The organism is Curtobacterium sp. Leaf183, assembly GCF_001424385.1.
Lineage (GTDB): Bacteria > Actinomycetota > Actinomycetes > Actinomycetales > Microbacteriaceae > Curtobacterium.
Map to the genome: position 1 here is coordinate 339,135 of NZ_LMPO01000007.1, position 24,848 is coordinate 363,982.

25 protein-coding genes are annotated in these 24,848 nt (G+C 70.7%); 18 read left to right on the forward strand and 7 right to left on the reverse strand.

What is annotated here, in order from left to right; all coding sequences use genetic code 11:
• Positions 1-7 precede the first annotated feature (7 nt).
• Both rpsI and glmM read left to right on the forward strand, forming a co-directional pair.
• Complete coding sequence (gene rpsI / locus ASG04_RS06105) at positions 8-493, forward strand: 30S ribosomal protein S9 (RefSeq protein WP_056121472.1); 486 nt, start codon at positions 8-10, stop codon at positions 491-493.
• A 22-nt stretch (positions 494-515) separates the two neighbouring features.
• Positions 516-1,889, forward strand: a complete 1,374-nt coding sequence (gene glmM, locus ASG04_RS06110; protein ID WP_056121474.1) for a phosphoglucosamine mutase — start codon at positions 516-518, stop codon at positions 1,887-1,889.
• A gap of 182 nt (positions 1,890-2,071) precedes the next feature.
• Here the strand turns inward: glmM and coaA are convergent, their stop codons facing one another.
• A complete protein-coding gene (gene coaA, locus ASG04_RS06115) occupies positions 2,072-3,016 on the reverse strand; it encodes a type I pantothenate kinase (RefSeq protein WP_056121476.1) in 945 nt (314 codons plus the stop codon).
• Positions 3,017-3,179: 163 nt separating this feature from the next.
• Positions 3,180-3,665: a glutathione peroxidase gene (locus tag ASG04_RS06120; RefSeq protein ID WP_056121478.1), complete on the reverse strand. Its 486-nt coding sequence runs from the start codon at positions 3,663-3,665 to the stop codon at positions 3,180-3,182.
• Positions 3,666-3,736: 71 nt separating this feature from the next.
• On the opposite strand from ASG04_RS06120, the gene glmS reads away from it, so the two are divergent.
• From glmS to tsaE, 5 genes are all read left to right on the forward strand, one after another.
• Complete coding sequence (gene glmS, locus ASG04_RS06125; protein WP_056121480.1) at positions 3,737-5,584, forward strand: glutamine--fructose-6-phosphate transaminase (isomerizing); 1,848 nt, start codon at positions 3,737-3,739, stop codon at positions 5,582-5,584.
• Positions 5,585-5,591: 7 nt separating this feature from the next.
• A complete protein-coding gene (locus ASG04_RS06130; RefSeq protein ID WP_056121481.1) occupies positions 5,592-5,972 on the forward strand; it encodes a holo-ACP synthase in 381 nt (126 codons plus the stop codon).
• A 70-nt stretch (positions 5,973-6,042) separates the two neighbouring features.
• A complete protein-coding gene (alr, locus tag ASG04_RS06135; RefSeq protein WP_056121483.1) occupies positions 6,043-7,146 on the forward strand; it encodes an alanine racemase in 1,104 nt (367 codons plus the stop codon).
• The gene (alr, locus tag ASG04_RS06140; protein ID WP_056121484.1) at positions 7,143-8,306 is read left to right on the forward strand and encodes an alanine racemase; all 1,164 of its coding nucleotides are present in this window, start codon (positions 7,143-7,145) and stop codon (positions 8,304-8,306) included. Before alr (ASG04_RS06135) ends, alr (ASG04_RS06140) begins: the two co-directional genes overlap by 4 nt.
• 38 nt (positions 8,307-8,344) lie before the next feature.
• The gene (gene tsaE, locus ASG04_RS06145; RefSeq protein ID WP_056121641.1) at positions 8,345-8,803 is read left to right on the forward strand and encodes a tRNA (adenosine(37)-N6)-threonylcarbamoyltransferase complex ATPase subunit type 1 TsaE; all 459 of its coding nucleotides are present in this window, start codon (positions 8,345-8,347) and stop codon (positions 8,801-8,803) included.
• A gap of 36 nt (positions 8,804-8,839) precedes the next feature.
• Here the strand turns inward: tsaE and ASG04_RS06150 are convergent, their stop codons facing one another.
• Entirely contained in the window at positions 8,840-9,562 is a 723-nt protein-coding gene (locus ASG04_RS06150) for a glycoside hydrolase family 16 protein (protein WP_235515450.1), read from the reverse strand.
• A gap of 246 nt (positions 9,563-9,808) precedes the next feature.
• On the opposite strand from ASG04_RS06150, the gene tsaB reads away from it, so the two are divergent.
• The 4 genes from tsaB to ASG04_RS06170 all read left to right on the forward strand — a co-directional run bounded on the left by tsaB (position 9,809) and on the right by ASG04_RS06170 (position 12,774).
• Positions 9,809-10,432: a tRNA (adenosine(37)-N6)-threonylcarbamoyltransferase complex dimerization subunit type 1 TsaB gene (gene tsaB / locus ASG04_RS06155; RefSeq protein ID WP_056121488.1), complete on the forward strand. Its 624-nt coding sequence runs from the start codon at positions 9,809-9,811 to the stop codon at positions 10,430-10,432.
• A complete protein-coding gene (gene rimI, locus ASG04_RS06160) occupies positions 10,429-10,956 on the forward strand; it encodes a ribosomal protein S18-alanine N-acetyltransferase (protein WP_082517844.1) in 528 nt (175 codons plus the stop codon). Before tsaB ends, rimI begins: the two co-directional genes overlap by 4 nt.
• A complete protein-coding gene (tsaD, locus tag ASG04_RS06165) occupies positions 10,949-11,998 on the forward strand; it encodes a tRNA (adenosine(37)-N6)-threonylcarbamoyltransferase complex transferase subunit TsaD (protein ID WP_056121490.1) in 1,050 nt (349 codons plus the stop codon). The genes rimI and tsaD overlap by 8 nt, the downstream gene beginning before the upstream one ends.
• A gap of 68 nt (positions 11,999-12,066) precedes the next feature.
• Positions 12,067-12,774: a DUF4190 domain-containing protein gene (locus ASG04_RS06170; protein WP_056121491.1), complete on the forward strand. Its 708-nt coding sequence runs from the start codon at positions 12,067-12,069 to the stop codon at positions 12,772-12,774.
• Between the two features lie 18 nt (positions 12,775-12,792).
• Here ASG04_RS06170 and ASG04_RS06175 read toward each other — a convergent pair whose 3' ends face one another.
• Positions 12,793-13,998 (reverse strand): class I SAM-dependent methyltransferase, encoded by a 1,206-nt coding sequence (locus ASG04_RS06175; protein WP_056121494.1) that lies wholly within the window; start codon positions 13,996-13,998, stop codon positions 12,793-12,795.
• 147 nt (positions 13,999-14,145) lie between these two features.
• Here ASG04_RS06175 and groES point away from each other — a divergent pair, with 147 nt between their 5' ends.
• The gene (gene groES, locus ASG04_RS06180) at positions 14,146-14,442 is read left to right on the forward strand and encodes a co-chaperone GroES (protein ID WP_056121496.1); all 297 of its coding nucleotides are present in this window, start codon (positions 14,146-14,148) and stop codon (positions 14,440-14,442) included.
• A 126-nt stretch (positions 14,443-14,568) separates the two neighbouring features.
• Positions 14,569-15,510, forward strand: a complete 942-nt coding sequence (gene rarD, locus ASG04_RS06185) for an EamA family transporter RarD (RefSeq protein ID WP_056121498.1) — start codon at positions 14,569-14,571, stop codon at positions 15,508-15,510.
• Between the two features lie 157 nt (positions 15,511-15,667).
• On the opposite strand, the gene ASG04_RS06190 is transcribed toward rarD, so the two are convergent.
• The 3 genes from ASG04_RS06190 to guaB form a co-directional block, all read right to left on the reverse strand.
• Positions 15,668-16,999 carry an ABC transporter substrate-binding protein gene (locus tag ASG04_RS06190; RefSeq protein ID WP_056121501.1) on the reverse strand — a complete coding sequence of 444 codons (1,332 nt, stop codon included), beginning with the start codon at positions 16,997-16,999 and terminating at the stop codon, positions 15,668-15,670.
• 308 nt (positions 17,000-17,307) lie between these two features.
• A complete protein-coding gene (locus tag ASG04_RS06195; RefSeq protein ID WP_156463552.1) occupies positions 17,308-18,183 on the reverse strand; it encodes a hypothetical protein in 876 nt (291 codons plus the stop codon).
• A gap of 185 nt (positions 18,184-18,368) precedes the next feature.
• Positions 18,369-19,871 carry an IMP dehydrogenase gene (gene guaB / locus ASG04_RS06200; protein ID WP_056121504.1) on the reverse strand — a complete coding sequence of 501 codons (1,503 nt, stop codon included), beginning with the start codon at positions 19,869-19,871 and terminating at the stop codon, positions 18,369-18,371.
• Between the two features lie 268 nt (positions 19,872-20,139).
• Between guaB and ASG04_RS06205 the strand changes: the two genes are divergently transcribed.
• From ASG04_RS06205 to ASG04_RS17320, 5 genes are all read left to right on the forward strand, one after another.
• The gene (locus tag ASG04_RS06205) at positions 20,140-21,579 is read left to right on the forward strand and encodes a branched-chain amino acid ABC transporter permease (protein WP_235515451.1); all 1,440 of its coding nucleotides are present in this window, start codon (positions 20,140-20,142) and stop codon (positions 21,577-21,579) included.
• Positions 21,580-21,590: 11 nt separating this feature from the next.
• Complete coding sequence (locus tag ASG04_RS06210) at positions 21,591-22,577, forward strand: branched-chain amino acid ABC transporter permease (RefSeq protein ID WP_056121507.1); 987 nt, start codon at positions 21,591-21,593, stop codon at positions 22,575-22,577.
• The gene (locus tag ASG04_RS06215; RefSeq protein WP_235515452.1) at positions 22,570-23,541 is read left to right on the forward strand and encodes an ABC transporter ATP-binding protein; all 972 of its coding nucleotides are present in this window, start codon (positions 22,570-22,572) and stop codon (positions 23,539-23,541) included. Before ASG04_RS06210 ends, ASG04_RS06215 begins: the two co-directional genes overlap by 8 nt.
• A gap of 83 nt (positions 23,542-23,624) precedes the next feature.
• Positions 23,625-24,350, forward strand: coding sequence for an ABC transporter ATP-binding protein (locus tag ASG04_RS06220; RefSeq protein ID WP_414835821.1), 726 nt, complete (start codon positions 23,625-23,627; stop codon positions 24,348-24,350).
• A gap of 172 nt (positions 24,351-24,522) precedes the next feature.
• Entirely contained in the window at positions 24,523-24,702 is a 180-nt protein-coding gene (locus tag ASG04_RS17320) for a hypothetical protein (RefSeq protein ID WP_156463553.1), read from the forward strand.
• Positions 24,703-24,848: the final 146 nt, after the last annotated feature.

A 24,848-nucleotide genomic window follows, 5' to 3' on the forward strand; every position in this document is an offset into this window, starting at 1 on the left:
AAAACTCATGGCTCAGATCGCTGACTCCCTCGACCAGACCCCCGAGAGCTTCACCACGGAGAGCGCACCCGCCGCTGCCGAGGCCGCTCCCCGTCAGATCCTCAACGTCTCCGGCGGTGCCGTCGGGCGCCGCAAGGAAGCAATCGCGCGCGTCCGGCTCGTCCCGGGTTCCGGCACGTTCGTCGTGAACGGCCGCACGCTCGAGGACTACTTCCCGAACAAGCTGCACCAGCAGCTCATCAACGACCCGTTCAAGGTGCTCGAGCTCCTCGGCTCCTACGACGTGACCGCCCGCATCACGGGTGGCGGCCCCTCGGGCCAGGCCGGCGCGCTCCGCCTGGCCATCGCGCGCACGCTGAACGAGATCGACCGCGAGAACAACCGCGCCACCCTCAAGAAGGCCGGCTTCCTCACCCGTGACGCCCGCGTCATCGAGCGCAAGAAGGCCGGTCTCAAGAAGGCCCGCAAGGCGTCGCAGTTCTCGAAGCGCTAGTCGCACGGCGAACCCGATCGCAATGCCGCGTCTCTTCGGAACCGACGGCGTTCGTGGCCTCGCCAACGGCGAGTTGACGGCCGCGCTCGCACTGGGCCTTGCCCAGGCGAGCGCGGCCGTGCTCACGCACGGACACCATGCGGACGCCCGTCGGGCGTCCGGTCGACCGCGCCCTCGCGCGGTCCTGGCGCGCGACCCGCGCGTCTCCGGCGAGTTCCTCGGCGCTGCTGTGGCAGCCGGGCTCGCCTCCGCCGGGGTCGACGTGCTCGACGCCGGCGTCATCCCGACCCCCGCTGCCGCGTTCCTGGTCGCGGACATCGACGCCGACTTCGGCGTGATGATCTCCGCGTCGCACAACCCGGCCCCCGACAACGGGATCAAGTTCTTCGCCACGGGCGGCAAGAAGCTCCCCGACGAGGTCGAGGACCGCATCGAAGCCGCGATGCACGACCAGTCGGCACCCACGCCCACGGGCATCGGCGTCGGGCGGATCACGCGCTTCGCGGACGCCGAGGACCGCTACGTCGTGCACCTGCTGTCGACGCTCCCGCACCGGCTCGACGGCATCCACGTGGTGCTCGACTGTGCCAACGGGGCCGCCGCGGGTGTCTCGCCCGAGGTCTTCGTGAACGCCGGCGCCCGGGTCACCCTGATCGGTGCCGACCCGGACGGCTGGAACATCAACGACGGTGTCGGGTCGACCCACATCGACAACCTGGCTCGTGCCGTGCTCGAAGCCGGCGCCGACGTCGGGATCGCCCATGACGGCGACGCCGACCGCTGCCTGGCCGTCGACGCCCGGGGCAACGCGATCGACGGTGACCAGATCATGGCGATCCTGGCGCTGTCGCTGCAGGAACGCGGACACCTGGTGTCCGACACGCTCGTCGCGACGATCATGTCGAACCTCGGACTGAAGCGGGCGATGGCCGACGCGGGGATCACCGTGGTCGAGGCCGGCGTCGGTGACCGGTACGTGCTCGAGAAGATGAACGAGGGCGGCTACTCCCTCGGTGGCGAGCAGTCCGGCCACATCATCTTCCAGGAGTACGCGACCACCGGCGACGGCATCCTCACGGGGCTGCACCTGGTCGCCGAGATGGCACGGACGGGCAAGACCCTGCAGGAGCTCGCCGCGTGCATGACCGTGTTCCCGCAGGTGCTCCTCAACGTCAAGGGCGTGGACCGGCACGGGCTGGCCGACCAGGGCGTGCAGGACGCCGTCGCTGCCGCCTCGGCAGCGCTCGGTGACACCGGCCGCGTGCTGCTGCGCCCCTCGGGCACCGAGCCCGTCGTGCGCGTGATGGTCGAAGCTGCCTCGCAGGAGACGGCGCAGCGCGTGGCCGAGGAGCTCGCCGCCGTCGTCGAGGAGCGCTTGGCGCTCGACGCGGCCTAGGGGTGCTGCCGCGCCGGCGGTGCTGCCGCGGTGCCGTTCGTACTTGATCAACCGAAACCCGTTCGAACCACGGCTGCCCGTGGTTCGAACGGGTTTTCGTTGTGCGCCACCGGTCCGCACCGCGGCTGCCAGGCGCGCCAGCGGGGAGGCGCGCGACGGCGCCGGCCGGCCGCTCCGCCGGGCTAGATCTTGCGGAGCAGGACCGAGTTCACCTTGTGGTTCGCGCCCTTCTTCAGCACGAGGGTCGCCCGGGAGCGCGTCGGCAGCACGTTCTCGACCAGGTTCGGCTCGTTGATCGCTCGCCAGACGTCGGTCGCGGTGCGCACGGCGTCCTCGCGGGACAGGCTCGCGAACCGGTGGAAGAACGAGTCCGGGCTGGCGAAGGCCTCTTCCTGCAGCGCCAGGAACCGGTCGACGTACCAGGCCTCGATGTCGCGGGTCTTCGCGTCGACGTAGATCGTGAAGTCGAACAGGTCCGACAGCGCCAGGCGTCCGTGCAGCGGTGGAGCGAGCACGTTGAGCCCCTCGACGATCAGGATGTCCGGCTGCCGCACGACGACCTCGGCGTCGGGCACGATGTCGTAGACCAGGTGCGAGTAGAACGGCGCCCGGACCTCGGTCGCGCCGCTCTTCACCTGGCTGACGAAGCGCAGCAGGGAGCGCCGGTCGTAGGACTCGGGGAAGCCCTTGCGGTCCATGATCCCGCGGCGCTCGAGCTCGGCGTTCGGGTACAGGAACCCGTCCGTGGTCACGAGCTCGACCCGGGGTGTGTCCGGCCAGCGCTTCGTCAGCTCCCGCAGCAGTCGCGCCACGGTGGACTTGCCGACGGCGACCGAGCCCGCGACACCGATGACGAACGGCGTCCGGCTCGCCCGTTCGCCCAGGAAGCGGCTGGTCTCGGCGTGCAGGTCACGCGCACCGGCGGCGTACAGCGTCAGGAGCCGGGAGAGCGGGAGGTAGACCTCCTGCACCTCCTGCATGTCGAGCCGGTCGCCGAGGCCGCGGAGCTGGACGATCTCCGTCTCGGTGAGGGACAGGTGCTCCTTCGGAGCGAGCTGCGCCCACTCCGCGCGCGGGATCTCCACGAAGGGGGTCGGGTGCGCGACGGCGGTCTCCGGGATCGGCATGGGATCGAGCGTACAGACGGGAGGCGGGGCCCACGTCGGCCGGTTCCGGACCGACGCGCCAGCGGCGGGCCGGCCGTGCCCGATGGGGAGGATCACGTGCGCCGACCGGCGCGGGTGACCGGGGCCTCCCGTCCGGTGCCGAGGTCGCGCTGGGCGCGACCGCTCAGGCGGGCAGCGCCGCCTCGATGGCGGCGATGACCTCGGGGGCATCCGGCTTGGTCGTCGGGCGGAAGCGGGAGACGGTGCCGTCCGGGGCGACCAGGAACTTCTCGAAGTTCCAGATGACGCGCCCCGCCTTGCCGCTGGCGTCCGGGGTCTGCTTGAGCTCCTTGTAGAGGGGGTGGGCGCCCATGCCGTTGACCTTGACCTTCTCGGACATCGGGAACGTGACGCCCCAGGTGGTGGAGCAGTACTCGTCGATGGCCTCGGACGAGCCGAGCTCCTGCAGGAACTGGTTGCTCGGGAACCCCAGGACCGTGAAGCCGCGCGGTCCGTAGGTCTTCTGGAGCTCCTCGAGCTGCTCGTACTGCGGCGCGAGCCCGCAGCGCGACGCGACGTTGACCACGAGCACCGCCTTGTCGCCGTACTCGCCGAAGGTGGTCTGCTCGCCGTGCAGCGTGGTGATGGCGATCTCGTCGAAACGTCCCATGTGGGTCACGGTATCCCCGGGGCCTGCTCCTTCGCAGTGCGTGGCGCCGGGCGCATCGTAGGATCGTCGCCATGTGTGGAATCGTGGGCTACGTCGGCAGCAACAGCAGCACGGACGTGCTCCTGGGGGGTCTGCGTCGGCTGGAGTACCGCGGGTACGACTCGGCCGGCATCGCGGTCATCGACCCCGCCGGTGACCTGACCTCGGCGAAGAAGGCGGGCAAGCTCCAGGCCCTCGTCGACGAACTCTATGCGCACCCCATCGCCGACGGCGGCACCGGCATCGGCCACACCCGCTGGGCGACCCACGGCGGCCCGACCGACGAGAACGCGCACCCGCACCTGGCCGACGGCGGCAAGCTCGCGCTCATCCACAACGGCATCATCGAGAACTTCTCCTCGCTGCGGGACGAGCTGGTCGCCGAGGGTGTCGAGTTCCTCAGCGAGACCGACTCCGAGGTCGCCGCACACCTCGTCGCCCGCGCCTTCCGTCAGACCGGTGACCTGACCGCCGCCATGCAGCAGGCCGTCCAGCGACTCGACGGCGCGTTCACGCTGCTGGTCGTGCACGCCGACCAGCCGGGCGTCGTGGTGGGCGCCCGACGCAACTCGCCCCTCGTGGTCGGACTCGGCGACGGCGAGAACTTCATGGGCTCGGACGTCGCGGCGTTCGTCGCGTACACGCAGCGCGCACTGTCGATCGGACAGGACGAGATCGCCACGATCCGCCCCGACGGCGTCGACGTCATCCACTTCGACGGCACCCCGGCCACGCCGAGCGAGTTCGAGGTCAACTGGGACGCCTCGGCAGCCGACAAGGGCGGCTGGTCCTCGTTCATGGCGAAGGAGATCAGCGAGGAACCCGAGGCGGTCGCCAAGACGATCCTCGGCCGCGTGCACGAGGGGGCCGTGACCCTGACGGACCTCGAGCCGATCGCCGAGCGCCTGCAGCACGTCGACCGCGTCATCGTCATCGCGTGCGGCACCGCGGCGTACGCGGGCATGCTCGGCAAGTACGCCATCGAGCAGTGGGCACGCGTGCCGGTCGAGGTCGAGCTCGCGCACGAGTTCCGGTACCGCGACCCGGTGCTCGACGAGAACACGCTCGTGGTGTCGATCAGCCAGTCCGGCGAGACCATGGACACGCTCATGGCCGTCAAGTACGCGCGAGAGCAGGGTGCGCAGGTCCTCTCGATCTGCAACACCCAGGGGGCGACCATCCCGCGCGAGTCCGACGCGGTCATCTACACCCACGCCGGCCCCGAGGTCGCCGTCGCGTCGACCAAGGCGTTCCTGGCGCAGGGCGTCGCGCTGTACCTGCTCGGGCTGCACCTGGCGACGCTGCGCGGCACGATGACGGCCGAGCAGATCGCCGACCAGGTCACGGAGCTCGAGGGGCTGCCGGCCAAGCTGCAGCAGACCATCGAGGACGCCGCCGGGGTCGCCGAGCTGGCGAAGTGGATGGCGGACACCCGCAGCGTGCTGTTCCTCGGCCGCCACGTCGGGTACCCCATCGCGCTCGAGGGTGCGCTCAAGCTCAAGGAGCTCGCCTACATCCACGCCGAGGGCTTCGCGGCCGGCGAGCTGAAGCACGGTCCGATCGCGCTGATCGAGCCGGGCCAGATCGTCTTCGTGATCGTCCCGTCGCCCCGTGACGCCCGGTCGCTGCACCCGAAGGTCGTGTCGAACATCCAGGAGATCCGCGCACGCGGCGCCCGGGTGATCGCCATCGCCGAAGAAGGTGACGCCGCCGTGCTGCCCTTCGCCGACGAGGTCCTGCGGATCCCACTCGCGACGCCGCTGTTCGAGCCGCTGCTCGCCGTCGCGCCGCTGCACATGTTCGGCATGGAGCTCGCGGCCGCCAAGGGCCTGGACGTCGACCAGCCACGCAACCTCGCGAAGTCGGTCACCGTCGAGTAGTCGCGTCGTGATCATCGGCATCGGGGTCGACGTCGTCGACCTGGAACGGTTCGAGCGGGTGCTGACGCGCACGCCGGCGATGCGGACGCGCCTGTTCACCCCGTCGGAGCAGATCCGGGACGGCGAGCCGCGCCCGGTCGCCTCGCTCGCGGCGCGGTTCGCCGCGAAAGAGGCCCTGATCAAGGCGTTCGGATCGAGCGCGGGGCTGAGCTGGCAGGACCTCGAGGTCGTCTCGGACGACCAGCGGAACCCGTCACTGGCGCTCCACGCCGAGGCACAGCAGGTCGCGGCAGCGCGTGGGGTCACCTCGGTGCACCTGTCGCTCTCGCATGACGGTGGGATCGCGACGGCGTTCGTGGTCCTCGAGGGAACAGGGGACAGGATTTGAGTGCGTTCACGGGCATCACGGTCGATCGCCAGGCGGCGGTTCTGTCCCTGATCGTCGGGGGGAGGGCGAAGTGAGTGCGTTCACGGGCATCACGGTCGATCGGGAGGCGCTGATCGCCAACTACGCGACCGTCGCCGACCAGGTGGCCCCGTCCGGCGTCGTCGCGGTCGTCAAGGCGAACGGGTACGGACACGGTGCGGCTGACGCCGCCCGGGCCTTCGTCGACGCCGGCGCGGAGTGGCTCGGCGTCGCCGACATCGACGAGGGCATCGCGCTGCGGCAGGCCGGCATCGACGAGGGCGTGCGGGTCCTCGCCTGGCTGCACGCCCCGGACGAGGACTTCCGTCGCGCCGCGCAGTACGGCATCACCCCGGCGGTGTCGAGCGTCGAGCAGCTCTCGAGCGCGGCCGACGCCGAGGTCCCCGCCGTGCACGTCTGCGTCGACACGGGGCTCAGCCGCAACGGTGCCGTCGAGTCCGAGTGGGCCGAGCTCTTCGACCGCGCCGGTGCCCTCGCCCGCAGCGGCGCCCGGACCCGGGTCGAGGGGCTGATGTCGCACCTGTCGAACGCCTCGCGCACCGACGACCTCGACCAGGACGCCGCGCTGCAGCGGGCACTCGACGGACTGGCCGCGCGCGGCATCCGCCCCGACGTCGTGCACCTGGCCGCCAGCGCTGCCGGCATCGCGCTGCCCGAGACCCGTCGCGACCTGGCCCGGGTCGGCATCGCGCTGTACGGCCTCAGCCCGTTCGCCGACCGGACGTCCGCCGACCTCGGCCTGCGCCCCGCGATGCGCCTGACCGCCTCGGTGCTCCGGACGGTCGTGGTGCCGGCCGGTGACGGCGTCAGCTACGGGTACACCTGGCGTGCCCAGACCGACACGCGACTGGCGGTCATCGGGCTCGGGTACGCCGACGGGTTCGACCGTGCGTTCGGCAACCGCGTCTCCGTCCGCATCGGTGACCGTCGGTTCCCGGTGGTCGGCCGGGTCGCGATGAACGCGATGCACGTCGACATCGGTGACGCCGAGGTCAGCGTGGGCGACGAGGTCGTGCTGTGGGGCGACCCCGCGAACGGCGACCCCGCGGTCGAGGACTGGGCCGCCGCGGTCGGGACGATCAACTACGAGGTGGTCGCCCGACTCGGGCAGAGCATCGAACGGAGGACGACGTGAGCGCGCCCCTGCGCCAGGCGGTCATCGACCTGGACGCCTACCGCGCCAACCTCGACCTGGTCCGCGACTGGATGGACCCCGTCGAGGTGATGGCGATCATGAAGGCCGACGCCTACGGGCACGGTCTCGAGCCGATCGCGCTCGCCGCGGTGGACGCCGGTGTCCGCTGGATCGGGGTGCTGACCGTGCCCGCCGCGCTCCGGTTGCGGGCGATCGGTGTGGGCGAGGACGTCCACCTGTTCACGTGGCAGCACGACCCCGGACTCGACTTCCGCGACGCGATCGACTCGGCCGTCGACCTCGGCGTCTCGAACGTCGCCGAGCTGCAGCGCGTCGTCGACGCGGTCGACCAGCGGCCGGCGCGCGTGCACCTCGGCGTCGACACGGGGCTGCACCGTGACGGTGCCTCGCTCGACGACTGGCCGGCGCTGGTCGAGCTCGCCCGCGATGCGCAGCGCGCTGGTCGGATCGAGGTCGTCGCGGCCTACACGCACCTGGCCGAGTCCTCGGACCAGGACGACGCCACGGCCGTGTCCCGGTTCGACCAGGCCGTGGAACGCGCCGAGGACCTCGGGCTCGACCTGCCGATGGAGCACGTGGCGGCGTCGCTCGCGGGCCTCGAGCGCAAGGAGTACCGCAGGGACATGGTCCGGATGGGCGCGAACCTGTTCGGGATCCCCGGCGCGGACGGCGTCTCGGCGGCCGACCTCGGGCTCGAGCCGGTGATGACCCTGACCGCCTCGGTCGCCAAGACCAAGCGGGTGCCGGCCGGGACGGGCGTCTCGTACGACTACACGTACCGGACCGACCGCGAGACGACGCTCGCCCTGGTGCCCGTCGGGTACGCCGACGGTGTCCCGCGGCTCGCGCAGGGCCGCGTCGAGGTCGCGATCGGCGGCACGCGCTACCCGGTCGCCGGTCGTGTGGCGATGGACCAGTTCCTGGTCGACGTCGGCGACGACGACGTGCGGGTGGGCGACACGGTCGTGCTGTTCGGCACGGGCGAGCACGACGAGATGACCGTGCTCGAGTGGGGCTCGGCGCTCGACACCATCGGCGAGGAGATCGTCTGCCGAATCGGCGCCCGCGTGCAGCGGGTGTACGAGGGGCACTCCGTCGAGGGGCGTGTCGGGGAGTACCTGCGCGGGGACCACGCGTGAGCGTCCTGCTCGACACCACGATCGCGAGCACGGACGCGATGGGGGAGCTCGGTGCCCGCCTCGCAGCGGTCCTGCGCGCCGGTGACCTCGTCGTGCTGACGGGGCCGCTCGGTGCCGGCAAGACGACCATGACCCGCGGGCTCGGGGCCGCGCTCGGGGCTCGCGGGCAGGTGTCGAGCCCGACGTTCGTCCTGGCCCGGACCCACCCGACGACGGCCGGCCCGGACCTCGTGCACGTCGACGCCTACCGGTTGTCCGACCCGGTCGAGCTCGACGACCTCGACCTCGACTGGGACGGGGCGATCGTCGTCGTGGAGTGGGGTCGGGGGATGGTCGACGGCATCAGCGACAGCCTCCTCGACGTGGAGATCTCCCGCGCGACGGGTGCCGAGACCGTCCCCGCGGTCGACGACCTCGACCCGGACGACGTCCCGGACGAACCCCGCCGTGTCGTGGTGACCGGCGCGGGACCGCGCTGGGACGGCGTGGTGCTCTAGCGACCGACGACCGACGACCGACGCCCCCGCCCGGCGTCAGGGCTTGTACGTGTAGGTGCTCACCGAGTCGATGTAGAGGTGGCCCTTCGCGCCCCAGTTGCCGACCTGGAACATGAAGCGGTGCGGTGTCCGGGGCACGTCTCGGGTGACGGTCGTCAGCAGCCTGTTGTCGAGGTAGTACTTGACCGACTTGCCCGGGATCCACTCGACCGCGTAGGTGTGCCAGTCGCGCCATGACGCCCGGGTCGAGACGCTCGTCGCGAGGTCCTCCTTGCCGGGGGTCATCGAGTGCTGGTGCAGCATCGGCGAGTCCTCGAAGTTGCTCTCCGGGAAGTCGATCTCACCCTCGGACCAGACGTTCGAGGTCGGCCAGAGGATGAACGCCGCGCCGTTGCCGTCGCCGCCGGTGGCACGGGCTCGGACGGTGAACTTGCCGCCGACGAAACCCCACGCGCCGACCCGCGACCCGAAGGTGCCCGCCGCACCGCGCTTGCCGTCCAGCGTCACGTCCATCATCCCGTCGTGGGTGCTGACCTGCGAGCCCGACCAGTACGCGCCACCGCCCATCCCGTCCGGGTACGGCTGCCACGAGTCGACGTACTTCTGCGCGAACGGCCCGTTCGCCGGCATCGCGGTGGTGAAGTTCTGCGCGAACGAGAGCTTGAACGGGCTCGTCGTCGCGGCGGTCGCGGTCGCGGTCCCGAGCGGGGCAGCGATGAGCGCTGCGCTGAGGACGACGGCCGCGAGAGCCGCCTTCATGGTGCGTTCCTGCATCGTGTGTCACTCCCTTGGGTGCAGACGTCCCGACGAGCCTGCACGGGGTCCTGTCGGTCTGCGCGGGGCATCCGACAGCAGCGACTTGCCCCCAGTACGTGGGCGAACCCCCTGGTCTGTCCGCGATCGGCCGGTCGCCGTACCCCTGGCGGAGCGGACAGGTCCCGGCACGTCGGACCCGACGTCCGGCCGGCAGCGGTCGGCCTCGCGACGCGCGCCTACGATGGACGGGTGCTGCTCGCGATCGACACCTCCGCCGGGACCTCCGTGGCCGTGGTCGACCCCACGACGCACCGCGTGCTCGCCGAACGGTCGACCGACGACTCCCGTCGCCACGCCGAGGTGATCGGCCCCTTCCTGCGGGACGTCCTGACCGACGCCGGCATCACGGCCACCGACGTCACGGGCGTCGTCGCCGGCATGGGACCCGGACCGTTCACGGGGCTGCGGGTCGGCATCGCGGCAGCACGCACGTTCGCCGCCGCACGAGGAGTCCCCGTGCACCCGCTCGTCAGCCACGACGCCGTCGCTGCCGACGTCGTCGCATCCGGCGACGGTGCCCCGTTCGTCGTCCTGACGGACGCCCGCCGCCGCGAGGTGTACTTCAGCGTCCACGACCAGACCGGCACGCGCACCGCGGGTCCCGGTCTCGCCAGGCCAGACGACCTGGACGACGTGCTGGGGGCCTCCAGTGGGTTCCGGCGGGTCACCGCCGTCACCGTGCCGGCCGGGAGGCTCGGCCAGCTCGCTGCGGACCGGCTCGCCTCCGGCAGTCCCTTCGCCGAGGACACCCCCCTGTACCTCCGCGACCCGGACGTCACGATGCCGGGCGCACCCAAGCGGGTGGCGCGGTGACGCTGCCGGACGGGCTGCGCCTGCGGCGCGCCCATCCGCAGGACCTGGACGACGTGATGTGGCTCGAGCACGCCGCGTTCCCGACCGACGCCTGGTCGGCCTCGCAGATGTCGGGCGAGCTGTACTCCCCGCACGGCTTCTACGTGGTGGTCGAGACGACCGACGGGCCGGCGCCGACGGTCGTCGGGTACGCCGGGCTGTCGTCGCTGCCGGGCAACCCCGTCGCCGACGTGCAGACCATCGCCGTCGCGGCCGAGCACCGGGGTGCCGGCATCGGACGCGCCCTGTTCACCGAGCTGCTCGACGAGGCCCGTCGGCGCCGCGTGCACGAGGTCTTCCTCGAGGTCCGGGCCGACAACCCGGTCGCCCAGACCATGTACACCGGCTTCGGGTTCGTGCACATCGCAACCCGTCCGCGCTACTACCAGCCGGACGGGGTCGACGCGTGGGTGATGCGTGCCGCGATCGCCCCGGAGCACTCGAGCGGCCCCGGGCCGGTCGGACAGGAGACCCTCGATGCGTGAACCCCTGGTGCTCGGCATCGAGACCTCCTGCGACGAGACCGGCATCGGGATCGTCCGCGGCACCACCCTGCTCGCCAACGTCATCGCGTCGAGCATGGAGGAGCACGCCCGCTACGGCGGAGTCGTGCCCGAGGTGGCAGCACGCGCGCACCTCGAGGCGATGACGCCGACGCTGACGCAGGCGCTGGCCGAAGCCGGCGTGACGCTCGACGAGCTCGACGCGGTCGCGGTCACCGCCGGTCCGGGACTCGCCGGCGCCCTGATGGTCGGTGTCGGTGCCGCGAAGGCGCTCGCCGTGGCCACGGGCAAGCCGCTGTACGGCGTGAACCACCTGGTCGGCCACGTCGGGGCCGACGTCCTGCGCGCTGACGGCAGCAGCATCGAGCTGCCGACCGTCGCGCTGCTGGTGTCCGGCGGCCACACGTCGCTGCTGCTCGTGCGGGACCTGGTCGGGGACGTCGAACTCCTCGGCGAGACGATCGACGACGCCGCGGGCGAGGCCTTCGACAAGGTCGCCCGACTGCTCGGCCTGCCCTACCCCGGCGGCCCGCAGATCGACCGCGCCGCGTCGGACGGCGACCCCACGGCGATCCGCTTCCCCCGCGGGCTGACGCTGCCCAAGGACATGGCGGCGCACCGGTACGACTTCTCGTTCTCCGGCCTCAAGACCTCGGTCGCCCGCTGGGTGGAACGCTGCCGCGACGAGGGGCGCGAGGTCCCCGTGGCCGACGTGGCCGCGTCGTTCCGCGAGGCGGTCGTGGACGTCCTGCTCACCAAGGCGCTCAACGCCTGTCGTGACACCGGCGTCCACCGGCTGCTGCTCGGTGGCGGCGTCGTGGCGAACGCGCGGTTGCGTGCCGTCGCCGCAGAGCGCTGTGCGGCCGCTGGGATCGCGCTCCGGATCCCGCCGCTCGACCTCTGCACGGACAACGGCGCGATGATCGCGGCCGTCGGCGCCCGCCTGGTCGCGGAGGGGCACGCGCCGAGCGACCTGGGCATCGCGGCGGACTCCACCCTGCCGGTGACGACCGTCCAGGTCTGAAACCGCCGTCCGCGGCGTGTGGGAGGATCGCTGTCGACGGCCGCACGGGCTGTCGGGAGGGGTGCAACGTGTCCGATCAGAACCAGTGGCCGAAGCCGGGCGAGCAGCAGTCGGACGGGCAGCGGCCGGACGCATCGGCTCCCGCCCCCGGGTCCGCCGCCGAGCCGAACGGGTACGGCCAGGACACTCCGCAGCAGCCGTACGGCCAGCAGGCCGGGCAGACGCCGCCGTACGGCCAGCAGCCCGCCGGCCAGCCGTACGGCCAGCAGCCCACCGGCCAGCAGTACGGCCAGCAGCCCGCCGGCCAGCAGTACGGCCAGCAGCCGTACGGGCAGTCGCAGCAGCCCCAGTACGGCGCTCCGCAGAACCCGTACGCCCAGCAGAACCCCTACGTCCAGCAGCAGGGCCAGCACGGCCAGCAGGGCCAGTACGACCCGTACGCCGCCGGCGGGTACCAGCCCTACGCGCAGCGGCCGAAGACGAACATCCTCGCCATCCTGTCGATCGTGTTCGGCCTCGGCGCGATCCCGCTGTTCTTCATGGCGGTGCTGCTCGGCCCGGCCGGTGCGATCCTCGGGCACGTGGCCCTCGGCAGGCTCAAGCACAACGGCGAGCAGGGCCGCGGCCTGGCGCTGACCGGCATCATCGCCGGGTGGGTGATGCTCGGCGTCTGGATCCTCTGGGTGGCGTTCCTGTTCTGGATCGGCACCCACGCCAACGACTACTCGGACTACGGCACCGGGACCGGGTCGGGTACCGGCGCCCTCGTCGGCTGACCCGCGGCGCCCCGCGCCTCAGCCGGCCGCCTGCGGGAGCCGTTCGCACAGGACGGCGGTGTGGCGGCCCTCCAGTCGGGTGAGCACCAGCGTCGCCTGGCGACTGCCGCCCCGCAGCCGCAACCGCTTGCGGAACTGTGCGGGGTCCACGTCGACCCCGCGCTTCTTGATCTCCACCGTGCCGACTCCGTCGGCTGCCAGGCGTGCGCTCAGCTGCTTGACGTCGAGCGGCAACGTGTCGAGCACCCGGAAGCCCTGCGCGAACGGCGTCGTCACGGGACGGTCGGCGGTGACGTAGGCGATCCCGTCCGAGAGCATGCGGCCGTCGAACGAACGCGCCAGGTCCCCGATCAGACGTGCTCGGATGACCGCCCCGTCCGGCTCGTACAGGTAGTCGCCGATCGAGCCGACCTCGACGTCCTCGGAGTCAGCATCGCTCGTCAGCTCCGCGATCCCGTGGGAGCCGATGACGGTCGCGGCGCGACGGATGCCGGGCCGTGCGAGCGGGCCGAACCAGAGCGCAAGCTCGACGACCTCGCGGTCGACCGAGGTCCACTGCGCCTCGGCGGTGTCGGGGATGAGGTCGCGATCGACGCCCGGACCGAGCTTCACGCCGGTCGGTGTCCTGGTGGCGGCTGCGAAGACGGTGTCGAGTGACGGCGACCAGTCGTCCGGGTCCGCCAGCCGTCGGGTGTCGCTGTGACCGGACGTCCGACGCGCGGGGTCCATCCAGACCCCGTCGACGCGGGACAGGTCGAACGCCGCTGCGTCGCCGAGCTCGACCCGGGCGTCGGGCCAGAGTGCCAGGTTGTGCGTCGCGACCGCCGCCGTGACCTCGTCGCGGTCGACTGCCGTCACGGCGAGGTCGAGCGCGGCCATCGCCATCGCGTCCCCGCCGATGCCGCACCCCAGGTCGGCCACGCGACGCAGCCCCGCGGCGGCGAAGCGACCGGCGTGCTGTGCGGCGACGGCGAGCCGGGTCGCCTGTTCGAGTCCGGCCTCGGTGAAGAGCATCCGGCTCGCGAAGTCACCGAACTTGCCCCGGGCCTTCTGCCGCAGCTTCGCCTGGGTCAGGACCGCCGCGACCAGCGCGGGGTCGTGCCCCTCGCGGCGCAGCCGAGCGACGACCCGGACGATCTCGCCGCCGTCGGACACGGCCGGCGTCCGGTCGAGCAGTGCCATGCCGTCCGGCGTCAGCAGCTGAGCGAGTTCCGTGGCGTCCATGAGACGATCCTTCCATCACCAGGAGCTCTGGCACTCGGATTGACCGAGTGCCAGCAGCCCCCTACAGTTGGACCTGGCACTCTCGTGTGTCTAGTGCCAACCGGTTTTCATCTGTACCGAGTCAGTACCGAGAAAGAAGAGGTCACCGTGGCCGTCACCATCAAGCCGCTCGAAGATCGCATCGTCATCCGTCAGGTCGAGGCGGAGCAGACCACCGCGTCCGGTCTCGTCATCCCGGACACCGCGAAGGAGAAGCCGCAGGAGGGCGAGGTCGTGGCCGTGGGTCCGGGTCGCATCGACGACAACGGCAACCGCGTGCCGCTCGACGTCGCCGTCGGCGACAAGGTCATCTACTCGAAGTACGGCGGCACCGAGGTCAAGTACTCGGGCGAGGACCTGCTGGTCCTGTCCGCGCGCGACGTCCTCGCGGTCATCGAGCACTGACCCCAGCTCCACTCGTCGAACGCCCCGGCAGCCTCGTGCTGCCGGGGCGTTCGCCGTCCCGGTCGCTGACCGTCCTGGAGGCCCTGGCCGCGTCCGCCTGTCGGCGCACGTCCGTAGCATTGCCGGGTGAGTGAGCGCGTGGCCAGGAGCGAAGCATCCGTCGGGGTCCTGCAGGCCGTCGTGGCCTACGGGCTCTGGGGGCTGATGCCGCTGCTGTTCACGGCGATGGCCCCGGCCGGGGCGTTCGAGATCGTCGCCTGGCGGATCGTGTTCGGCCTCGGGTTCTGCGCGGTCGGCATCGCCGTCACCCGGTCGTGGCTCCGGGCCCGCTCGTTGGTCGCACAGCGCCGCGTGATGGCGGTCATGGCGCTCGCGGCCGTGCTCATCGTCGTGAACTGGACCGTGTACGTCCTGGCGACCACGACCGGCCACACGGTCGAAGCTGCGCTCGGCTACTTCATCAACCCGCTCGTCACGATCGCGCTCGGCGTCGTGCTGTTGCACGAGCGGCTGCGTCCGGCGCAGTGGGCGGCCGTCGGCATCAGCATCGCGGCCGTCGTCGTCATCGCGGTCGGGTACGGGCAGATGCCGTGGATCTCGCTGGTGCTGGCGTTCTCGTTCGGGCTCTACGGCCTCGTGAAGAAGCGCGTCGGCGGCACGGTCGACGCGCTGAGCGGCCTGACGATGGAGACGCTGTGGCTGACCCCGGTCGCCGTGGTGGCGCTCGTGGTGATGGGTGCGACCGGGCTCGGCGGCGGGATCACGTTCGGGGCCGCCGGGTGGGGGCACGCCCTGCTCATGGTCGCCGCGGGCCCGGCGACGGCCGTGCCGCTGCTGTTGTTCGCGTCGTCGGCCAGGCGGCTCTCGCTGTCGACCCTCGGGCTGACGCAGTACCTGACCCCGGTGATGCAGCTCGTCGTCGGCGTGGTCGTCCAGCACGAGGCGATGAGCACGTCGCGCTGGGTCGGGTTCGCGATCGTGTGGCTCGCGCTGCTGGTCCTGACCACCGACTCGTTCGTGGCGTCCCGGCGTGCTCGGCGCACGCCGCTGCCCGCCGCAGTGGTCTGACGGAGCCGACCCGGGCCTCCCGTCCGGTGCCGTCCGGCGCCATCCGGCGCTGTCCGGCGCTGTCCGGCGCCATCCGGTGCCATCCGGTGCCGTTCGGTGCCGTGACGCGGGACGGCCCCGACAGCAGTGCTGCCGGGGCCGTCCTGGTAGTGCTGCGTTACTTCTTGACCGAGCCCTGGATGGCGCTCTGGTAGACCGGCTTGTTGTCGCCGTCGAACTTGTAGATGCCGATGTAGGCGCTCGACGGGTCGTTGTTCGAGTCGAACGGACCGATGCCGGACGGGCCCGTGTAGTGGACGTCCTTGCCGTCGTCGAGGAGCTTCTTGCAGTCGGCGAAGGTCGAGCACTCGGTGCCTCCGTCTGCACCGGAGACCTTGTCCATGTTCGCCTGGATGGTGCCGGCGTCGGTGCCCTTGCCCTTCACCGCGGCCAGCGCGGCCAGGGTGGTGGCGTCGTAGGACTCGGCTGCGTACGAGTAGTCGGCGAGGTCCTTGCCGGACGACTTCTTGTAGTAGTCGGCCAGACGCTGCTTCAGCTCGTCCTTCGGCGAGGCACCGGGGATGGTGCCCTGCGCGCCCTCGAGCGTGCCCGGGTCGAAGTCCTTCGAGTAGTCCGCCGTGTTGCCGTCGGACATGTAGATCTTCGCCATGTCCGCGTTCTGCGACTTCAGTTCGGGGACGATCGACTTCGTCTCGTCGAAGGCCAGGACGACGATCGCGTCGGGCTTGGTCGCGAGTGCGGCCGTCACCTCGGACGAGAACGTGGTCTGCCCGGGCGGGAACTCCTGGCCCTTGCCCTTGCCGCCGTAGACGACCTGGCCGCCGGAGGCCTCGACCGCTGCCTGCACCGAGTTGCGCAGGCCGGTGCCGTAGGTGTCGTTGAAGACCAGGAAGGCGACCTTGGCGTTGCCGTCACCCGTGACGAGCTGACCGAGCGCGGAACCCTGCACCGAGTCCGGCGGAGCGGTCCGGTAGTAGTACGACGAGTAGCCCGACAGGTCGCTCGCGGTGTTCGCGGGCGAGATCTCGACGATGCAGTTGCTCGTGAGCTGGTCGATGACGTTGAGCGTGACCGAGGAGGACTCGGCGCCGATCGCGACCGGGACCTTGGCGTTGACGAGCTTGTTCGCCGCGGCGCTCGACACGGTCATGTCCGTGCTGTCGCCGGAGTCGGTCTGCGGGTCGATGGAGACGTCCTTGTCGAGGACACCGCCCGCCGAGTTGATGTCCTCGACGGCCAGGCCCACGCCGGACTCGGCCGGGGGGTTCAGGTACGCGAGCGAGCCCGTGAGGGGCAGGATCGTCCCGATCTTCAGCGCGTCGGTACCCGGGGTCGACGGAGCCTTGCAGCTCGATGCCGGGTCCTTCTTGGCGGAGGACGCCGACGACGAGGGGTCGGAGCTGCTGCCTGCCGTGGAGCACGCCGCGAGCAGCACTGCGGCCGCTCCCGCCAGTGCCAGCGCCGTGGTGACGCGGGTGGTTCTGATCATCCGTGGAACCCTTTCTCGGCACGGAGGCCGAAGTCGCATCGGGTCGAGTGCGACGCCTCCGTGTGGATGCGAGCAAAAGTAGGGCGATTGTGTTTCGCCCGTGTGTCGAAATCAGAACCTGGACGTTTCGTTACCGAGCCGTGACGAAGCTGTGCAAGCACTCCGCTTCGTCGTGGAGTGCTCGTGCTGCCGAGACGAGCACAGGCGCGACGCCGCCGTGCCTGCGAGACGCCGCTGTGCGCGTGAGACGCCGCGCTGTCCCGCTGCGTCTCGTCGGTCCCGCGGCGTCTCGCCGGTCGGGTGGTGTCTCATCGACGGCGAACGGCCCGCGTGACCGGGAGCCCCGCGGCGAGCAACACCGGGGCGAGCAGGGCCGGCTCGCACGCGTGCCGCATCGTCCAGCGCGCCACACCGGTGACCTCGGGCAAGCGTCGGATCGCGTCCTCGCGCAGCTTCTCCCGCCAGAGGTCCCGCGGATCGTCGTACTTCACGCGCCCGTCGAACTCGCCGACGACGCCGTGGGCTGGCCACCAGAAGTCGACCCGGAAGCGCCCGGCGTCCGTGTCGAAGGGCTGCTGCAGGACCGGGACGGGGACACCGAGCTGCGCAGCAGTCACCCTGCTGAGGGATTCACCCGGTGATTCGGCCCCGGCGTCCGCGAACCGCAGCGCTCGCTCCGCTGTGGTCGTGCCGCGCTGCCCCGCGTGCTGCTCGAGCACGCCGAGGAGTTCGTTGCGTCCGCATCGACGGTGGTGCAGGACGTGGTCGAGGACCACAACGGCGTGGGCGAACGAGACAGTGCGGATGACGTCGACCACGGTGCGGACCAGCGACGTCACGGGGATCCCGTCGAGGGACGTGACCTCGTCAGCGCGCAGCACGGCGCGGTGTCGTACGACGCCGGGGCCCGAGTGCGTCTTCGTGGCGCGAAGGTCGACCACGTGGAGCCGACCGTCATCCGTGTCGAGGTCCGGGAGGCCCCAGAGCGCCGCCGCGGAGCCGTGGGAGACGATCGCGGCCACGTGGAGGGTCGCGTGTCGGGCGTGCACGAGGAGCCGGCGCCGCTCGAGCCGATCGAGTGCGTGCCAGTCGTCACGCGAGACGGCGGCGCCGCGGAACAGCCGGATGGGCTGGTCGAGCTCGGATGCGGGGTGGATCAGGGTCACGCGTGACGTTGCGTTCATCGCCCCACGATCGCAACCTGACCATCTGTCCGGTGGGCGGACGTCGGATCCGGTGGAGAGCCTCCAGTCCGTCCGCGCTGTGGAGGAACGATGAGACGCCGCTGTGCGGCGAGACGCCGTCGGACGCACGAGACGCCGCCCCGGAGGACGGCGTCTCGCGGTCAGGGCGGCGTCTCGCTCCAGCGCTACCGGGTGTAGTTCGGCGCCTCGACGACCATCTGCACGTCGTGCGGGTGCGACTCCTTGAGCCCGGCGGCGGTGATGCGGACGAACTTGCCGCGCGCCTTGAGCTCGGGGACCGTGCGGCCGCCGACGTAGAACATCGACTGCCGCAGCCCGCCGGTGAGCTGGTAGACGACGTTGCCGACGGAGCCGCGGTAGGGGACCTGGCCCTCGATGCCCTCGGGGATCAGCTTGTCGTCGTTCGGGACGTCCGCCTGGAAGTAGCGGTCCTTCGAGTACGAGGTCTTCTTGCCGCGGGTCTGCAGTGCGCCCAGGGAGCCCATCCCGCGGTACGCCTTGAACTGCTTGCCGTTGACGAAGACCAGGTCCCCGGGGGACTCGTCCGTGCCCGCCAGCAGCGAGCCGAGCATCACGGTGTCCGCACCGGCGACCAGGGCCTTGGCGATGTCGCCCGAGTACTGCAGCCCGCCGTCGGCGATGATCGGCACCCCGGCCTCGCGTGCGGCGAGGGACGCCTCGTACACGGCGGTGACCTGCGGGACGCCGACCCCGGCGACGACGCGGGTGGTGCAGATGGAGCCGGGTCCGACGCCGACCTTGACGGCGTCGACACCGGCGTCGATGAGCGCCTGCGCGCCGGCACGGGTCGCGACGTTGCCGCCGATGACGTCGACGGCGTCGAAGGACCGGTCGGCCTTGAGTCGGCGGACCATGTCGAGCACGCCCTCGCTCTCGCCGTTGGCGGTGTCGACGACGAGCACGTCGACCCCGGCGTCACGGAGCGCGCACGCGCGCTGCCAGGCATCACCGAAGAAGCCGATCGCGGCACCGACGCGCAGCCGGCCCTCGTCGTCCTTGGTCGCGTCCGGGTACTGCTCGCTCTTGTCGAAGTCCTTGACGGTGATGAGCCCGCGGAGCTTGCCGTCCGCGTCGACGAGCGGCAGCTTCTCGATCTTGTGCTGCGCGAAGATCGCGATCGCGGACTCGGGGTCGATGCCCTCGAGCGCGGTGATCAGCGGAGCCTTCGTCATGACGTCGCGCACGAACGTGGTCTGCTGCTCGAACGGCGCGACGAAGCGCATGTCGCGGTTCGTGATGATGCCGACCAGGGTGCCGTCCGCCTCGATGACGGGCAGCCCGGAGACCCGGAACTGGCCGCAGAGCGCGTCGACCTCGGCCACGGTGGCGTCCGGCGTGGTGGTGACCGGGTTGGTGATCATGCCCGACTCGGACCGCTTGACCTTGTCGACGTAGGCGGCCTGGTCCTCGATGGAGAGGTTGCGGTGCAGGATCCCGATCCCGCCCTGGCGTGCCATGGCGATGGCCATGCGGGACTCGGTGACGGTGTCCATCGCTGCCGAGAGCAGCGGCACGTTCACCGAGATCCGCTTGGTGAGCCGGGACGCGGTGGACGCCTCGCTCGGGATGACGTCGGTGTGCCCCGGCAGGAGCATGACGTCGTCGTACGTGAGTCCGATGAATCCGAACGGATCCGGCTGGTCCATGGGTCCCCTTCGTGGGCGAGGTGAAGTGGTCTGCAACACCGGACGCAGCGTCGGGTTCCGGATGGACCATGCTAACGCGCGCGTCGCGCTGCGCATTCCGGCTCGTCCCGCAGCGGACCGGTCCGGTCGGGAGGCTCGTCCCACGCCCGGCGGATCCCTTCCTCCACATGGTCACAGTTTCGGTACGAATCACACAGGGAACGTTTCGGAAACACCCGCGACACAAATGCGCCATAGGTTCCTCGACATCCGAACGAGAGGCTCTTCCGTGGGATCCATCACTCCTGCGGGGCCGGCGCTGCTGCGCCGGTTCCGCCCCGGTGCGCCAGGCCGTCGCCGACTGGTGCTCGTCGTCGTGCTCGTCGCGGCCTTCCTGGCGACCTTCCTCCTCGACTGGGCGGCCAGCGCCCCGGCGATCGGTGCGGGCGCGACGCCGACGGCATCGGCGTCGGCGTCGGCGTCGACCGGCTCCGCCCCGTCCAGCACCCAGCCCTGCACCGTCAGCACCACGAACGGGTGCATCCAGGGCACGATCCTCGACTCGAAGCGTGAGCCCGCGTCCGGTGTCGACGTGGACGTCGCGGGGCCGGGTGGCTTCACCGCTACGTCGACCACCACCGACGCCGGGCGCTGGTCGGTGAGCGTGCCGGCAGCGGGGCAGTACAGCGTCACCGTCGACCAGGACACGCTGCCGAAGGGCCAGTTCCTGACGAACGCCGCCGACGCCAAGCGCACGGTGCAGGCGAACCTCAACGCGAACGCCGGGCAGATCTTCCAGTTGTCGGACCAAGAGGGCGCGACGACCTCCGAGGCGACCTCGAGCGTCACCGCCGCGCGCGCCTGGCAACAGTTCGCGTCCGGCATCCGGCTCGGGCTGCTCATCGCACTCGCGTCGATCGGTCTGTCGCTGATCTACGGCACGACCGGGCTGTCGAGCTTCTCCCACGGCGAGCAGGTCACCCTCGGCGGACTGCTGGCCTACCTCTTCGCGAACCAGCTCGGCGTGAACATCTGGCTCACGGGCGTCATCGTCGTGGTCCTCTGCGCGGCGAGCGGGTACCTGCAGGACATGGTCATCTGGCGGCCCCTGCGGCGGAGGCGCATCAGCCTGACGCAGCTCATGATCGTCACGATCGGCCTGTCGATCGCCGCGCAGTACGCGTTCCAGTACTTCTTCGGCGCCAGCACCGTCCGGATCCAGCAGAGCAACCCGACCACGGTGACGTTCGCCGGGATCACCCTGACGGTGCAGTCCTACGTCGCGATGGGGATCGCGCTCGTCGTGCTGATCGCGACCGGTCTGTTCCTCGCGAAGACCCGCTTCGGTCGGGCGACCCGTGCCGTGTCGGACAACCCGGCACTGGCGTCCGCGTCGGGCATCGACGTCGACCGGGTCATCCGGTTCGTGTGGACGCTCGCCGCCGGCCTCGCGGGGCTGTCCGGCGTCATGCTCGGCCTGGTGCTCAACGGCGTGAACTGGCAGACCGGTCTCCAGCTGCTGCTGCTCATGTTCGCCGCCGTCACCCTGGGCGGTCTCGGCACCGCGTACGGCGCCCTCGTCGGGTCGATGATCATCGGCGTCGTCGTGGAGCTCACCAACCTCGTGCTGCCGGGCGACTTCAAGTACGCCACGGCGCTCGTCATCCTCATCCTCATCCTGCTGTTCCGGCCGCAGGGCATCTTCGGCCGTGCCGAGCGGATCGGCTAAGGAGCGCCGCCATGGACTACCTCGTCAACCTCATCCAAGCGCTGACCCAAGAGGCACTCGCGCCGACCACCGCCGCGTTCGCGCTCGCGGCGATCGGCCTCAACGTGCACTTCGGTCTGACCGGCCTCGTGAACATGGGCCAGGCGGCGTTCCTGCTGCTCGGGGCCTACGGCTTCGCGATCTCGATCACGAACGGGCTGCCCTTCGGGATGGCCGTCCTCGTGGCCCTGCTCGTCGCGATCGTGTTCGCGATCATCCTCGGCATCCCGACCCTGCGGCTCCGCGGCGACTACCTGGCGATCGTGACGATCTCCGGCGCGGAGATCATCCGCATGGTCGGCAGGTCGAGTCTGCTGACCACGACCACGGGCGGCTCGAACGGCATCACCGGGTCGAGCTACCGCGACCCGTTCAACGCCCTGAGCTTCCTGCCGGACGGCACCACCACGATCCTGTGGTTCACGTACTCGAACAACGGCGTCAACGGCTGGTGGATCCGCATCGTCGGCTGGGGTCTCGTCGCCCTGTTCACCGTCGTGCTGTTCCTGCTCATGCGCAGCCCCTGGGGCCGTGTCGTCAAGGCCATCCGCGAGGACGAGGACGCCGTCCGGTCCCTCGGCAAGAGCGTCTACTCGTACAAGATGCAGTCGCTCGTGTTCGGTGGTGCGCTCGGAGCCCTGGCCGGCATCATCTACGTCCTGCCGAGTTCGGTGCAGCCGGACGCGATGGGCCGCTCGATGACGTTCTTCATCTGGACGGCGCTCATCCTCGGCGGTGCCGCGACGGTGTTCGGACCGGTGCTCGGAGCCGTGCTGTTCTTCGTCGTCCGGCTCGGCATCAGGACCCTCGCGAGCGACTTCATCCCCAACTCGATCATGAACTCGCAGCAGGCGGAGCAGTTCTCTTACGTGCTCGTCGGCGTCGCGCTCATGCTGCTCATCGTCTTCCGCCCGCAGGGACTCCTCGGGAACAAGAAGGAGCTGACCTTCAGTGTCTGAGTCACCAGTGCCCACCGCGGTGTCGCACACCCCGGGTGCGGCCAAGCCCGACGCCATCCTGACCGTCGACAACATCATCAGGCGCTTCGGCGGCATGACCGCGGTCGACGTCGACCACCTCGAGGTCCAGCGCGGCTCGATCACCGCGCTCATCGGGCCGAACGGTGCCGGCAAGACCACGTTCTTCAACCTGCTCACCGGCTTCGACAAGCCCTCGAGCGGCAAGGACGCCAGCTGGGTCTTCAACGGCGCGACCCTCGGCAACACCGGCGCCGCGAAGGTCGCCCGTGCCGGCATGGTCCGCACGTTCCAGCTCACGAAGGCGCTGTCCCGGCTGACGGTGATGCAGAACATGCTGCTCGGCGCGAGGGACCAGCCCGGTGAGAACTTCTTCGCCGCGCTCGTCAAGCCGCTGTGGTCCAAGCGTGAGCGGGAGATCACCGCCAAGGCCGAGGACCTGCTCGCCCGGTTCAAGCTCCTCGAGAAGAAGGACGACTACGCCGGGTCGCTGTCCGGCGGTCAGCGGAAGCTGCTCGAGATGGCGCGGGCGCTGATGTCCGATCCGACGATGATCATGCTCGACGAGCCGATGGCCGGCGTGAACCCCGCGCTGACCCAGTCACTCCTCGGACACATCCAGTCCCTGCGCGACGACGGCATGACCGTGCTGTTCGTCGAGCACGACATGCACATGGTCCGGCACATCTCGGACTGGGTCGTCGTGATGGCGGAGGGCCGGGTCGTCGCCGAGGGGCCCGCGGGCACCGTGATGGACGACCAGGCGGTGATCGACGCCTACCTCGGAGCGCACCACGACACCGACCTCGGCGACGACTCGCTCCTCACCGAGGAGACGTACGAGGAACTCGCCGACGAGGTCGCCGGTGAAGACCAGACGGCAGCCGGCGAGCGTCCGGTGGCAGGCACGGCGGAGTCCGCCGACGACGGGAAGGCGACCCGATGACCGACGCGAGCGACGCGATGGACGCGAACCGGGCCTCCAGCCCGACCAGCGGCGGGACCGGGACGGACACGCTCGAACCGGTGATGCGGGCCAGCGGCCTCGTCGCCGGGTACCTGCCGGGCGTGAACATCCTCAACGGCTGTGACCTGGAGTGCTTCCCGGGCGAGCTCATCGGCATCATCGGCCCGAACGGCGCCGGCAAGTCGACGCTGCTCAAGGCCCTGTTCGGACTGGTCTCCGTGCGTGAGGGTGCCGTCACCCTCGACGGCGAGGACATCACGAACATGAAGGCCAACAAGCTCGTGCAGGCCGGCGTCGGGTTCGTGCCGCAGTCGAACAACGTGTTCCCCTCGCTGTCGATCGAGGAGAACCTGCAGATGGGGCTCTACCTCCGACCGAAGAAGTTCTCGGAACGGCTCGAGGTGATCTACGACCTGTTCCCGGTCCTCGGCCAGCGGAAGGGCCAGCGTGCGGGGTCGCTGTCGGGCGGTGAGCGGCAGTCGGTCGCGATGGCCCGCGCGCTGATGATGGACCCGAAGGTGCTGCTGCTCGACGAGCCGAGCGCCGGGCTGTCGCCCGTGCGACAAGACGAGACCTTCATCCGCACCCGGCGGATCAACAAGGCCGGAGTGTCGATCATCATGGTCGAGCAGAACGCGCGACGCTGTCTGCAGATCTGCGATCGCGGGTACGTGCTCGACCAGGGCCGGAACGCGTACTCGGGCACCGGGAAGGAGCTCGCCGACGACCCCAAGGTCATCGAGCTCTACCTCGGCACGCTCGCCAAGGACGTCGACGCCGCCAAGTAGGGGGGGTCGACCCGCCGGTGTCGCTGTGGGGGCGGCACCGGCACCGAGCGGGGTCGTGCGAAGACGCTGTCGCGCCGCACGGCCCCGCTCTCGGACGCACGACGGCGTCTCGCTGACGCAGTGCCGGCCAGGAGGCACGTCCCACCGCCGGCACGCGGGTAGCGTTCCCGACGTGGACAGGATCGCGGCACGCGCCATGGACGCCCTGGTCTGGGTCGTGTTCGTGGTGCTCTTCGTCGGCGCGGCGCTGCTCGTGAAGGTCGCCGCGCTGCTGCTGGTCGTGCTGGTCGTGCTGGCGCTCGGCCTGGGCCTGACGCTCCGTCTGCTGCGTCGGCGTCGCCCCACGCGCTGACGCCGCGCGCTGACGCCACAGCGCCCGTGCCGCGGAGCCGCCGCCCCGCGCGGAGTTGCACGCCTGGTGCGAGCCTGTTTCCTCGCACCAGGCAGTCAACCGCGCACCGAGGCGCAACCTCGCACGGTGCTGCAGCGCACCAGGCA

Coding starts and splice junctions, on each gene's coding strand:
- ASG04_RS06210 (WP_056121507.1), top strand. CDS start 21,591: ATGGACTACCTCGTCAACCTCATCCAAGCGCTGACCCAAGAGGCACTC.
- tsaE (WP_056121641.1), top strand. CDS start 8,345: ATGGGGGAGCTCGGTGCCCGCCTCGCAGCGGTCCTGCGCGCCGGTGAC.
- ASG04_RS06120 (WP_056121478.1), bottom strand. CDS start 3,665: ATGGGACGTTTCGACGAGATCGCCATCACCACGCTGCACGGCGAGCAG.
- glmM (WP_056121474.1), top strand. CDS start 516: ATGCCGCGTCTCTTCGGAACCGACGGCGTTCGTGGCCTCGCCAACGGC.
- ASG04_RS06195 (WP_156463552.1), bottom strand. CDS start 18,183: ATGAACGCAACGTCACGCGTGACCCTGATCCACCCCGCATCCGAGCTC.
- tsaD (WP_056121490.1), top strand. CDS start 10,949: ATGCGTGAACCCCTGGTGCTCGGCATCGAGACCTCCTGCGACGAGACC.
- ASG04_RS06175 (WP_056121494.1), bottom strand. CDS start 13,998: ATGGACGCCACGGAACTCGCTCAGCTGCTGACGCCGGACGGCATGGCA.
- glmS (WP_056121480.1), top strand. CDS start 3,737: ATGTGTGGAATCGTGGGCTACGTCGGCAGCAACAGCAGCACGGACGTG.
- coaA (WP_056121476.1), bottom strand. CDS start 3,016: ATGCCGATCCCGGAGACCGCCGTCGCGCACCCGACCCCCTTCGTGGAG.
- ASG04_RS06220 (WP_414835821.1), top strand. CDS start 23,625: ATGCGGGCCAGCGGCCTCGTCGCCGGGTACCTGCCGGGCGTGAACATC.
- ASG04_RS06190 (WP_056121501.1), bottom strand. CDS start 16,999: ATGATCAGAACCACCCGCGTCACCACGGCGCTGGCACTGGCGGGAGCG.
- guaB (WP_056121504.1), bottom strand. CDS start 19,871: ATGGACCAGCCGGATCCGTTCGGATTCATCGGACTCACGTACGACGAC.
- ASG04_RS06150 (WP_235515450.1), bottom strand. CDS start 9,562: ATGAAGGCGGCTCTCGCGGCCGTCGTCCTCAGCGCAGCGCTCATCGCT.
- rpsI (WP_056121472.1), top strand. CDS start 8: ATGGCTCAGATCGCTGACTCCCTCGACCAGACCCCCGAGAGCTTCACC.